This window comes from Pedobacter sp. ASV28, from assembly GCF_016428855.1.
Lineage (GTDB): Bacteria > Bacteroidota > Bacteroidia > Sphingobacteriales > Sphingobacteriaceae > Pedobacter.
Genome location: NZ_JAELTN010000012.1, coordinates 13,679 through 26,654, shown reverse-complemented (window position 1 = coordinate 26,654; position 12,976 = coordinate 13,679). Strand labels below are relative to the sequence as shown.

The 12,976-nt window shown below is 37.1% G+C and carries 10 protein-coding genes; 1 reads left to right on the top strand and 9 read right to left on the bottom strand.

Going from position 1 to position 12,976, the window contains the following annotated elements; translation table 11 throughout:
• Positions 1-54 precede the first annotated feature (54 nt).
• The 9 genes from JHD79_RS06110 to JHD79_RS06070 all read right to left on the bottom strand — a co-directional run bounded on the left by JHD79_RS06110 (position 55) and on the right by JHD79_RS06070 (position 11,999).
• Complete coding sequence (locus JHD79_RS06110) at positions 55-2,148, bottom strand: HEPN domain-containing protein (protein ID WP_199118328.1); 2,094 nt, start codon at positions 2,146-2,148, stop codon at positions 55-57.
• A 349-nt stretch (positions 2,149-2,497) separates the two neighbouring features.
• A complete protein-coding gene (locus JHD79_RS06105) occupies positions 2,498-2,935 on the bottom strand; it encodes an Rrf2 family transcriptional regulator (protein WP_199118327.1) in 438 nt (145 codons plus the stop codon).
• A 66-nt stretch (positions 2,936-3,001) separates the two neighbouring features.
• Positions 3,002-4,156 carry a cytochrome-c peroxidase gene (locus JHD79_RS06100; protein ID WP_233164592.1) on the bottom strand — a complete coding sequence of 385 codons (1,155 nt, stop codon included), beginning with the start codon at positions 4,154-4,156 and terminating at the stop codon, positions 3,002-3,004.
• A 66-nt stretch (positions 4,157-4,222) separates the two neighbouring features.
• A complete protein-coding gene (locus tag JHD79_RS06095; RefSeq protein WP_199118326.1) occupies positions 4,223-5,734 on the bottom strand; it encodes a DUF6850 family outer membrane beta-barrel protein in 1,512 nt (503 codons plus the stop codon).
• Positions 5,735-5,738: 4 nt separating this feature from the next.
• Positions 5,739-6,923 carry a DUF4876 domain-containing protein gene (locus tag JHD79_RS06090; protein ID WP_199118325.1) on the bottom strand — a complete coding sequence of 395 codons (1,185 nt, stop codon included), beginning with the start codon at positions 6,921-6,923 and terminating at the stop codon, positions 5,739-5,741.
• Positions 6,924-6,941: 18 nt separating this feature from the next.
• The gene (locus tag JHD79_RS06085) at positions 6,942-9,749 is read right to left on the bottom strand and encodes a TonB-dependent receptor (RefSeq protein ID WP_199118324.1); all 2,808 of its coding nucleotides are present in this window, start codon (positions 9,747-9,749) and stop codon (positions 6,942-6,944) included.
• Positions 9,750-9,934: 185 nt separating this feature from the next.
• Positions 9,935-10,747: a sensor histidine kinase gene (locus JHD79_RS06080; RefSeq protein ID WP_199118323.1), complete on the bottom strand. Its 813-nt coding sequence runs from the start codon at positions 10,745-10,747 to the stop codon at positions 9,935-9,937.
• 185 nt (positions 10,748-10,932) lie between these two features.
• Positions 10,933-11,583, bottom strand: a complete 651-nt coding sequence (locus JHD79_RS06075) for a hypothetical protein (protein ID WP_233164591.1) — start codon at positions 11,581-11,583, stop codon at positions 10,933-10,935.
• Positions 11,583-11,999 carry a hypothetical protein gene (locus JHD79_RS06070; RefSeq protein WP_199118321.1) on the bottom strand — a complete coding sequence of 139 codons (417 nt, stop codon included), beginning with the start codon at positions 11,997-11,999 and terminating at the stop codon, positions 11,583-11,585. Before JHD79_RS06070 ends, JHD79_RS06075 begins: the two co-directional genes overlap by 1 nt.
• 114 nt (positions 12,000-12,113) lie before the next feature.
• On the opposite strand from JHD79_RS06070, the gene JHD79_RS06065 reads away from it, so the two are divergent.
• Entirely contained in the window at positions 12,114-12,779 is a 666-nt protein-coding gene (locus JHD79_RS06065) for a response regulator transcription factor (RefSeq protein WP_199118320.1), read from the top strand.
• Positions 12,780-12,976 lie beyond the last annotated feature (197 nt).

Here is a 12,976-nt window from a genome sequence, read left to right as displayed (position 1 = left end):
TTATTTTTAGTCCGAAAGTCGGAGGTCCGATGATATCGCTCATTAGCTAATCATCTAATTAGCTAATTCCGCAGTTCTCTTCGCTTTAATATCATTTAAAAACTTTGCAGCTTTCTCATGGTAGGCTCTTGCAAATGCTTCCGAAGGTTCGTTCTTGTTGATTTGCAATACTAAGTCCGAAAAGCTTTGTCCAAAATTGAACTCGCCAGTTTCTACATAATGATTATCAAATTCTCTAATTACCCCTACTTGGGTGCTGCTGTTTACACTCTTATCAAGTAGTAGTGATTTTGCTGCACTCACCATCGAAGCGTAGGTATGATAAATGGCATCAGCATAAGCGTTATTGTTTAATGAAGCGGTAGCCCAACCAAATTTTTCATCGGCCTCCAATAATAAGGTAGCTACCAGATCAATCACTACCCCAGCACATTCGCCCACGCCAATAGCGGTTACAAAAGTTTCCTCGTGGCCCCAATCAACAAATTCCTCTGCCAGCAGGTTAGTAAGATCAGCCAATGGTTTCAGCAATTGATAAAAGTGGTCTTTACCCTTTCTATCGTAATATTGATGAAAATTTTCTTGAGAAAGATTGTTTTCCTTAAAATCGTTCAAGAGGTAGTGCAGCACATTGGTAGCTCGTTTAGAGGGCACTTTAATGACTCTTTCGGCAACTCTCCCTATACCATTACCTACCGTGCCTCCTCCCAACATCACCTGTACAGCAGGAACTACCTTATTTTCAGCCTTTACCGAACTACCATGAAAACCAATTTCTGCCAAACCATGTTGTCCGCAAGAATTCATACAGCCGCTGATCTTAATATTGATATTCTTTTCGTAGATCAACTCTGGAAAATCGTTGTATACCACCTCCTCTAACACTTCTGCTAAGGTCATGCTATTGGAGATGCCCAAATTACAGGTGTCTGTTCCCGGACAAGTGGTAATATCTGCCAGACTATCAAAACCCAAAGCCGTGAATCCAATCTTATTTAAGGCTATATATAATGAAGGCAAAGCTTCTTTCCTTACAAACTTTAATAATAGACCTTGGTTTTGTGTAATTCTTATTTCATCTGCCACATAAGGTCTAACAGCTTCTACAAAAGCTCGTGCCTTATCGGTTTTGATATCTCCAATCTGCACTTTGATGTACACCCCATAAAAACCAGTTTGTTTTTGTTCGATTACGTTGGTAGCCAACCAATGTTGGTAATGCTCCTCATTTTCAACAACCACCTTCCCAAAAGCCTGTTCTGGCTGTGGTTGCGGCTGTGGAACGGTATTTAGATCTATTTTATAGGTCTTTACTTTATTGGCCATACGTTCTTCTTCAACCAAACGCAATACTTCTTCCAAGCCTAGTTTCTGCACCAAATATTTTAAACGGGCCTTGTTCCTATTGTTGCGTTCGCCATAACGATCGAAAACACGTAGTACCGATTCGGTAAATGGAATAAGCTGGTCTTCTTGCAAAAATTCATGTACTGCATTGGCCAAAAATGGCTGCGCACCCAATCCTCCGGCAAACATCACCTTAAACCCACGTTCTCCCTTATCATTTATCTTGGGAATAAAGCCCAAATCATGTATATAGCTATAGGCGGTATCTTTATCACTTGAAGAAAAGGAAATTTTGATCTTCCTGCCCATTTCCTGACAGATGGGATTGCGTAGAAAATAAGCAAATACGGCCTGTGCATAAGGAGAAACATCAAATGGTTCGTCTGGGTCAATCCCTGCATTTGGCGAGGAAGTAACATTACGAACGGTATTGCCACAGGCTTCACGCAGGGTAATATCATCCTGTTCCAGCTTTGCCCAAAGCTCTGGTGTTCTATCTAGGCTTACATAATGGATCTGAATATCCTGACGGGTGGTCAAATGCAGATTTCCACTTCCATATTCATCGGCTATATCAGCTATGCGCAGCAACTGCTTAAAAGTGACCTTACCAAAGGGCAGTTTGATCCGCACCATTTGCACACCAGGTTGGCGTTGTCCGTATACTCCCCTTGCCAATCGTAGGCTCCTAAATTTTTCTTCATGGATGGTTCCGTCCCTGAAGGCCTTTATCTTTCGCTCTAAATCAATAATGTCTTTCTCTATTATCGGATTTTCAAGCTCTGTTCTAAAACTCTGCATGTTTGGTTGTTATTTTATTCAAAAAATGCCTCTCTTTATGGAGAAGCACCTATATCTTATACTTTAATAAATAATCAATATACGCTCCTATCTAGGTGTTATTACACAACACGACATGGTTTGCACTGGCATTTCCTGAAGTATAAAAATAAATTTCATCTGCCAAATATATAAAGTATATAGGAATAGTCGTAATTATAAGTAAAAAAAAGTTTTTTCATGACAGTTCAGGTACTGTTTCCATTATAAAAACAAAGCACAACTAAAACAGTTAAAAGACTAATTTACAAAAAGATATAACAAAAAAATCGTTACAGAAAATAGCCTAAAAGACTTATTTAGAATATTTTTAAATTTCCAATTTCAGGTTGTTCTCCCTAGAGATGATATCTGCTATACTGGTTTCTCCCAAAATTTTAAGGGTTGCATCCCTTACATCGATAAAGGCACTTCTAATACCACAGGTCACTTCATCCTTGCATTCGTCACATTTGTGGTAAAAATTTAAACTTGCGCAGGGCAGCATGGCTACTGGACCATCGGTAAGGCGCAAAATCTGCACCAAATAAATATCTTCCGGTTTTTTATTTAGGCTATAGCCTCCTCCTGCCCCCTTCTTGCTGTATAGAAAGCCTGCATTTCTCAAGTCCAGTAAAATCTGTTCTAAAAATTTTTTGGGGATCTGTTCTTCCTCTGCAATCTTAGAAATTTGCATAGGCGGAAGATCTAAGTTTTTACCTAGTGCAACGAGTGCCTTAATGGCATATTTGGTCTTTTTAGAAAGCATACATTACAAATGTAGCAAAAGATAAGCATAATTAAAATGAGTACTGCTATATGAGTATCAAAAAGCCTAATCTCTTGGTAATTTCTCTGGTCGCTGCATTTTGTACTGGGTGGCCGTAATGGATTCCAAAAATGCAGCTATCGATTGGATTTCTTCCTTACTAAGGTTCAATTTTTTCATTAAGGGATCTGTTATGGGATGCAGGGGATCTGCCGCTTTTTGTGCTGCCGTGGCGGTATTCATCTGCATACCGCTATTATATATGTTCAAGAGCCCGGTAATGTTATCGAATAAGCCATTGTGCATCCAAGGATTGGTATTCATTACATCTCTTAAAGATGGTGTACGGAATTTACCCACATCGTTAGGATCTTTGGTTACATTGTAACGGCCCAAGTCTTCGTATTTACGTTTGTAATAAGTTAAACCAATATTGTGAAAGCTTTCATCGGTAAGGTACTGACCATTATGACAATTGATACATCTTGCTTTGGTACGGAACAAATGCAGTCCTTCCAATTCTTTATCGCTTAATTGTTTGTACTCTCCATCCAAAAAACGATCAAAACGACTTCTTCTGCTCGTTAAGGTACGTTGAAAACTGGCCAAGGCTTTAGCCACATGGTCGAAAACTATTTTATCGGTGCCATAAGCTTTCTTCACCAATTCCTTATAAGCTTTGATACCATTCAGCTTTTTAGGCAAGTCCTTCAAGTTCATGGCCATTTCGTTATGTGCCTCGATAGGGCTTTTCACTTGGTCTTCCAAGGTAGTGGCCCTGCCGTCCCAAAAGAAAGTCTTACGTTCCCTTACATTTAACAAAGATGGCGTATTTCTATTGCCCGAAGCGTGATCGTGACCAATGGAAACCGATAGCTTATCGGCCCAAGAAGTTTGCGGATTGTGACAGCTACTACAAGAGATTTGATTGGAACCTGATAATATGGGATCGAAGAAAAGGTTTTTACCCAACACTACTTCTGGTTGGTCCATAATTGCAAAATAACTTTTATCGACGTCGGGCAATGCTTTAAACTCCTGCCATTTTACACCACTATCTAAATTGGGTTTTGGCCATTGGGCTACTGGACGTTCATACAAACTGCGCAAGCTGTCTATCTTGATCCCGCCAGAGGTATAGCCTATTTCTCTAAACGAAAAATGTAGCAAACTAAATGCTGCCAATAGCCCGGTTGCCACAAAAAATTTCATTTTTTTCATCTTCTCAAAAGTAGTTAGAAATAATAAATTGGAAATATGATACTAAGCATAAATTAACATTGATATCTAAAAAATCACTCCAATAGAAAAAACAAATTCTTGGGCATTATTATTTTCATTATAATTTGCATAAGCACCTTTCGCTTTAGCAAACGCCCCCAATTTATTATTCAATGGAAAATCACATCGCAATGCAGATGTAATAGTCAATATATCTGATGTTAGATAAGCGTAATTAGCATTCAACATTTGATAAATACCTGTTCTTGGATTGACATTATCCCAATCGAAATTACTATTCAACACTGTTAGTTGCGTTGCTTTAACATCGAAAGTTAACAACGTTTTGCCCAATGGCTTTGTTAGCGAAGCAAACACCCCAGCACTTGCGGTTTGATAATCCACAAACCTATCTGGCAAAAGATAGCTTTCCTTATCGGTACTGAATATACCTTCAAATCCGAAATACCAATTTAAGTTCTTAGTAGTTTTGCCATAGGCCGCATGGAGCTGTATACCAAGTTTCTCATTATTATATCGCAATTCATTGGAAACTTTATACAAACTTGCTCCACCCGTATTTGAAAAAGTGGCTTCTATACCTTCTCTTTTAGTGAAATATCCTTTTAGCTTTACAATAAAGCTATTCACCTGCGTATGATGGTGATAAGCCAACAAAAGGTGGATATTATTATCATTCACCTCAGCTATCTTATCATTAATGCTAGAAAGCTCTTTAGACAGGTTAAAATTATCAAAACCTATTTGGGCAGAAAACCCATTTAAATTGGTGGGTACAAAATTAAGCTGCGCACCCAACCTAAGTCCCTTGTAATAGGCCTGCATTCTAGAACCTGCAAGTAATTCATTATAAACACCCAAACCAGCATCATGATAAACCAATGGGAAACCTAGCTCATTTACAAATTCCAGCCCATTGTTCTGGTTATATTTCTGCAGGTTTAAATCTAGTGAAAACGCTTTCTCTGTGGCTAATTGCTTAGCTACCGATAACGAAAAATTAATATCTGAAGAAATATTTTTTGGCCTTGGATCTCTGTTCCTAAAAGATTGTATACCCTTAAAGCTACCTTGTATGGCATACCTAAGTCTGCCAATTTCCTTGGATAGTCCTCCACCAAAATAATAGCTTTCTGCATTCAGGTTTCCTCCAACGGTATCAGCCATCACATAAGGATAAACATAATGATAGTCTAGGGTTTCACTAAAATTAACCTGTTTAATTTTATCATTGGTGTAATAGGCCTTACCCCACAGTGAAATGCCCTTCAGATTTTTAAAAAACGATTCTGAGTTAATTTTAAGTGTGGTATTTCCACGACCCTCCTGCCTCAAGTAAAGATCTTTTTTCGAGTCTTCGAGATGGGCGCCCAAGAGCGAATAATTATACATTCTGTAAAAGGGATGTAAAGATGGACTTGAATAAATCTCATCTCGCCATGCTACCACAGGCGATATCTGCTCTGTAACCTGGTTTACATGCACAGTAGTATCTTGAGCGTAGACATTAGCTACGCTCAAGAAAACACTTAAAAACATTAACTTTTTAACGTTCATTAAATTATTTGAACAATGAAGGTTTTGCTTCAGGTGTAAAGTCCTCAGTAGAATTATTAGTATCCTGTAAAACTACCCTACCATTAGCTTCGGTTTTAGAAACTTTACGGATTACGCTTTTTCCATAACGGGTGGCATCGCTGTCCACTTTCCCGCAATAGGTCCAACCCATATCAAGCACCGGGCTAGTTACAATCCAGTTAAACTCTGGGGCAACACTTAAGTTCACAGCATCCAAAATCCAAGAATTAGGAATTTTATAAACATTTGCATTTGTAACATTTCCAGCAGCATTTACATAACCCGTTACATAAGCCTGTTTAGTTAAGAAATCTGCTTTTGTACCTTGCATTTTCGCAATTACATAGCTTTTAAATCCTCTGTTGTGCATGGTCATATAACCAGTAATATTCTCTAAATCTTGTACTTGAGGATTATCGACGTTAATTGAGCTTAACAAAGTCAATTCGAAATCAGCATTTCTTAAATCCACAGATAGATCATTATATAATAAGTGGTTCATCGCGTTATTGGCAATGGTAATTGAAGCGCCTGGTTGTACCGGATAAGTTTTTCCTGTTCCTGGAATCATCACGATTGAACTACTTGTAAAATCAGTTGACATTACATCTGGCGTATAAGTTCTTTTCGTAGTGGTAAGGAAGTGAGACTCTGCAATCATTAGACTATCGGCATACAATACCTTATCTGAGTTATTATAAATTATAAAATACTTATCACCATTATAAGTTTTACCTTCTTTAGTAACCGTTCCGGTAAAGAATACCTCTTTAATTACAAAATTCTCTTGAGGCTTGTATAAGAACAAGGTAAGTTCAGTACTAACACTAGGACCATTTACGATTACACCGTCTTTTACCGCACGTACCTTACTCACTGTTTTTTCTCCAGTAATCGTTTCAATTTCGCCTTCAAAAACGATATTATAAGAACCCGCTGGTAAAGCAACAGTTACCGTACCATTGCTGATGGCATTTGAAGTACTAACTCTACCGCTATTAGCTTCCTTAAAAGTCACCGTACCAGACTTCAACGCGAAACCTTCCAAAGTAACAGGTATAGTGATAGAAGCAGTAAGGGTAGTTCTTGCACTATCCGTTTTTTTACAGGCATTAAACAACACTGTTAATACAAGTAGTGTGCTCATGAGGATTTTTACATTCTTCATTTTTTGATATATTTATATTTAAAGATTAAAGTTTAATTCCATTCCAAAATAAGGCGAGGCACCCTGCCGAACAAATCTTACATCATACTGAGTATAAGAAGGCAAATACGTTAAAAACCTACTTACGAACATTGATATGCGGGCCTTATTCTTAAAATCTTTAGATGCCTTGATGTTAACTTGTAAATTAATTGGTACCCGGTTTCCTCTAAATCTGGTAGCACTGTAATTTTGCAACAGCCATCTCAAATTAGCATCCGATTTGCTTGCTTCGGTATATGGCAACATATTTCCATTAATATCCATATAGGCAATCGGCACGCCTGTTTTATAATTTTCTTTTGAAGCGGTAAACCAAAGACTTTGCGCAGATGCAGAAAATATTAAACCCAATTTCGGCAAATAGCTATCAACTGTTAAGTTAGTATTAAATTGTCGGTAGTCTGTACCTTCATCTTCATTGTAAATACCAATATATTGCCTTACCTTATTATCTGTAATTACGGATGTACTAATGATACCATAATTGATTACGCTGCTTTTATAACGATTATTGAACCAAGCACCATTGATAGTAAAGCGTGTGTTAATCGCTGAAAACCTCTTGGTGGTAAACTGAAATTCTATCCCCTCCTTAAACATGCCGCTACCATTACCATTAATGGAATAAGCATAATATTCTTTCATTTCCTTATAGGCAAAATCTTCCACATTTGGTCTCGATGTAATAGTCGAAGCATCGATAGAAGTATTATCATACAGTCTGTAATCAATAGCCCGATATCTAGACATCGCCCTAAAACCACTAGCCATGCTTTCTCTATAATAGGTTACCGATAAACGATTGTCATCATAGTTAAAATCAGCATTAAATTCCCATTTCAAGTTTCTTGCTGCTTTCAAAGCATAATTTTCTGTATTAATAATAGTCGTTTTAGCATTGGCCCTAATAAAATCTGGGTTATTATGATAATAGTTTAATTGTATATTATCAATGTAGGTTTTGTTAGGATAAAGCATATCCATGGTAGGAAGTTTATGATGTATCCCAAATCCGCTTCCAAAACTTATTTCTATTTTTTTACCTGCTAAAGTAGTATTTGGCAGGTGCCATACGGCGTTGATACGAGGATCGAAATGAAATTTGTTAGCCATATCATACTTGGTATCCATACCCACCATTGCCATTGCCCTTATTCCAGCAGTAAGATCAATATGATGTGCTCCGGCTAAAATTTTCGCACCGTCTTCTGCAAAAAAAGACAGATTCTGTAATGCTGGAATATCACTATATGACCTCGGCCTAACAGAAGACACTGAGTTTAGCGCTAAGGGAAAATCCAAATCGTAAACTTGTCCCCTACCAAAGTTCTTACTATAGTTATACTCAGTGCCCAGTTTAATTTGGTGCTTGATCATCCCTTGCGAAAACCCCAGTGTAGAAACACCTTTTAGAAATACATACAAAGGTTTTCCCTCCACATCTAAATCAGCGGCGTAACTGGGAGTTATATAGTTTGCATAGTGGGCTCCTTCTTCTAATGAATTGATCAACACGGTTGCAGACCTGGCCTGTACCCATTTAGTTAAATCGATAATATCTTCCTGATAGCTAATTTTAGTAGAAAAATCTAAAGACTTAAGCAAGCGGTTATCGTTAAACTTGAATTTAAAAGCATTGTTTAAGGAATAACTTTTAAAAGTTGATGTATAACTATCGGTTAATGCATAAGAGTTATCCGGATCAACACGTTCGTTATCAATTGTGGTTGCATAATCTAAAGCACTGTTCCAAGTAAACCTACTATTGTCATTTTCCCAAAATTTCTCTGTACGTACTGATGCCGTAATACGTTTATAATTTTCGTAACTATCGCGTGGATCAGCTTTAGAGTCTAGAAAATCTACATTACTATTGATAAAAAGATTTTTTTCAAGAATGCTGACGCCTTTGCCTATAGCATACAATTTACTAAACCCATCTGCTTTCATTCTAGCCGTATATGGTGTATTACCTTTTCTGCGTTCAATATTTACCAGTCCGCTGGTCAAATCACCAAACTCTACTGAAGGAATTCCCCTAACTATTTCAACTTTAGCTATCTGATCTGTTGGAATTGAACGCATGTCAACACCTTTGTTCACAGAATTCCTGGAGCTATTTGGGTCTGTAGAGGTATAACCACTAGTTGTTTGCATGTTAGCGGTAGTATTAATTGGCGCACCATCAACATAAAAAGCCGTACCCAAAGACCCTGTATTGTAACCAGAGGGTGCGTTTGAAGGTTCCCTCAAACGAATTTGGTTCATTTGGGTAAGATTAGGACTATAGGTTCTACCACCAGGCAATAATTCCAATAGATCGGTACAACTCGATGGCTGCAGTAATTCCATTGCTTTTCTATCAATTACAGAAGTACTTGGCTTGCCTTTAACTTGAGATGCCGTTACATAAACCTCCTCCAACAATCGTTGAAGAGGCTCTAGCTTAACATTTAGCACAGTATCAGATACGATATTGATCTCTATTGTTTTCGGCTTAAAATTAATTGAGGAGAAACTGACGGTATATTTATCTGCTGCAATAGATCTTAGAATATATTCGCCACGCTCGTTTGTACTAACACTATAATTTTTCTTTCCTTGAAATACCACATTTATAAAAGCGGCCTTATCTTCTCCGAAAACACTTTCTACATTACCTTTTATCTGGTAATTCTGAGCATATAATACATTAATGGGATTAAAAAAAACTGCAAAAACAAGCATTAGCCATTTATGACTAGCGCTATTAAAATCACTAAAAAGTATCGAAAATAAACTCATTACGGTAAAATCGCCTATTGTTTAGCTGACTTAAGAGCAAATAGCTAGCTAGCAAGTTCCCGCAAAGATAACGTTATTTAGATTAAGTCAAAATAAACAGTACACTATTTTAGTATACAAAAATTTAGAGCAGCCCAAACAAGATACTAATCAAGAAGTTAGAAAGATAATAAGCTTAGGAAGGGTTAAAGCGAAGGATCCAAAATCTCTTCGTTTTGGATGGGGCAACTGATAAATAATCTGAAGCCGGCATTTGGGTTTGTCTCTATCCTATAATCGGCGTTAACCATCTGCAACCTGCTTTGAATATTCTGCATACCTATTCCTGCCCTTTTGTTCAAGGTAGCAGCCATATCGAAACCTTTACCATTATCGGCATAATCTATCAGCAATTGATGCTCATCGAGTCTGAAGTAGATCTTAATTTCCGTTGCTTGGGCATGCTTTATGGTATTATCTACCAATTGGGTCAATACCCTAAACAAGGCCAAAGATTTTCTCTCTGGTAATGATACTTCATCGGCATTTTCCTGATGGTCTAGCACAATCTTAATCTCGCCCGTATTCTTGATTAGGTTAACGAATGCTTCTATGGTAGTATATAGTCCAAAAACTGCAAGACCAGGTGGGGAAAGATCATGTGATATATGCCGTACATCTATGATCATTTTATCTATAAGCTGTTTTGCAGACAGCAGGGTATCTTCCTGATCTTCGGGCTTCTGTTTTTTAACTACATTAAGCATTAACTTAATGGCGGACAGCGTGCCGCCAATTTCGTCATGCAGATCTTGTCCAATTCTTTTCCGTTCTACTTCCTGGGAATCGATGACCGCATTTAACAATTCCTTTTGCTGTGTAATCTGAGTTTCCTGCAAGAGTTTTTTTTGCTGCCACACCATATTTTGGTTCCTGATATAAAACAACAAAAATGAGGCTACAAGTATGAGCAGTAAGACCACTCCATAGAAGATTAGCAAATAAACGTTATCGATCATCTTTTTTACTAAAAACTTTTGTCCAAAATAAATGCGTTAACAGTGACAAAATAACATGAACTTTTTAAGCCATTAAATTGCCTCCTATTTCCATCGACCAAAATAGGTAATTGAAAAGTATAAATGCAACAAAGCCAGTAAAGAAGTAGCTCGAGTTATAATATATACTTACGGGCACATATAAGTTACTTCCCAATGGCCGACTTTCTGATCAAGCTAAAGCCCTTTGCCCAAAGCAGATACATTAACAAGACCAAAATGGAATGAACATCCCAAATGACATTGGCCATTTTATAGTTATGCAGTACAAAAACAAAATAATTAGAAAGAATAAAAATGATACTGGCCGCAGGAAAGTATATCATAATCCCCATATTCAACCAATTTATAGGGTTATTTAACCAGTTTTCTGTAAAACCACTCTTATAAAAATACAATAAACATACAAAGGTAATAATCACCGCCTCTAATGGCCTGGTATACGTATTGTAAGTAAAAAGATCTTGGATAAATAGGAAATTCAAGATACAAAGAATAGGAAAACCGATCATTACCACTGTCAAGAACCTCTTTATTTTCTTACTTTCAAAAATCAGCCTAAAATACGCCATAAAAAAGGTAGTTTCTACAATGGTATAAATATGTAGTAACGGAAGATTGCTCATTCGAAATTTTACCAGCCCAATTGCAGTCAGATTGATCAAACCCGCCACAATAAGATAGTAAAACAATAACTTACTTTCCATATTGGCATGCCTATACCGGAATATAAACATGCCAATGGGTAAAAGGATACTTAAGGGAACAATGTATCCTGAAATAATATCATGCGGCATTATTGAATAAATAATGGACTGTTTGGATCACAATAAGATGGGCAAGGCTTCGTAAAATCATAGATATCGCTATCATCTACATCATCTTTCAAGCCATTATTTGTAGCAATAATATCATTTCCTTTTACATCTACAGGAACAATAAGCGCTGTAATATCATCTGGCAAATCTTCGTCCCCTTCTTTTACAGCAAAATATGCACGTACACCTCTTATGGCACTATGGATGTTTCCTTCTGCATCTATAGTCTGAAACTTATCAATGATAGCCATAATATCTGCTATGGGAATAAAAATAGCTCTCGGGATATTTTCTTCAGGCACTTGAGCAGCTGTCTGTATTTGCTTTCTAAAACGTGCTACCCTATCAATGGCTTCTTGGAGCGGAACGGTAGGAACATTAATTGTTGATTTCATTGCTTTTTTTTTAAAATTGTTGATTAGGTTATTTTTTGTCGAATCTAAGAAAAAATCAACATTATGTATATTTGGCGTACATTTTTTATATTTTCAACCTATTATTTTTAAAATATGCATATTAATGTTGCCATAGCCGATGATCAAAAGCTTTTCAGAAAAGGAATGGCAGCTCTTGTCAATTCATTTGAAAATATGCATCTCATTTTTGAGGCCGAAGACGGACAGCATTTATTAGATCTGCTAGGTAATGTACAAGAGCCGCCGGATGTTATTCTTCTTGACCTCTCCATGCCAAATTTAAATGGTTTGGAAACATTAAAGATCCTGAAAGAAAATCATGAGGCTATCAAGGTCATCATCTTAACCATACACGAAGCCGAAAACTATATATTGGCCACTATCCAAGCGGGTGCAAATGGTTACTTGGCCAAAAATGCAGAACCAGAGGAAGTAGAAAAGGCTATTATCGAAGTTTTCAATAACGATTTCTACTTTACCCTGCCCATGTTAGAGGTGATGCGAAAAGGCCTGGTAAAAAAAAGCCTACCCATGGTATTTGAAAGCCATAATTTAACACCGAGAGAAAAAGAAGTACTCGAGTTAATTTGCAAGCAGTATAACAGTAACGAAATTGCCGAAAAACTATTTCTAAGTAACCGTACTGTGGAAGGGCATCGAAACAATCTGCTTTTAAAAACGGGAAATCGGAATACGGCAGGGCTTGTACTATATGCCTTAAAACATAAACTCATCGACCTGGATACTTTTTCTCATTAAAGAATGTTTGGCGAAGACGCCAAGCCCAAGCTAACTAGCTATCCACATCGTTAAGTTAAGAAACCTTGCCATTCTGATAACATAAGGACCTATCTGGAAGCATATTGAAAACAACTACCTCATATCTAGAATATGAGATTTTTTAGTTTATATACTTAATTATTTGTATAATTTCGGAAATCCCATAACTTTCATTA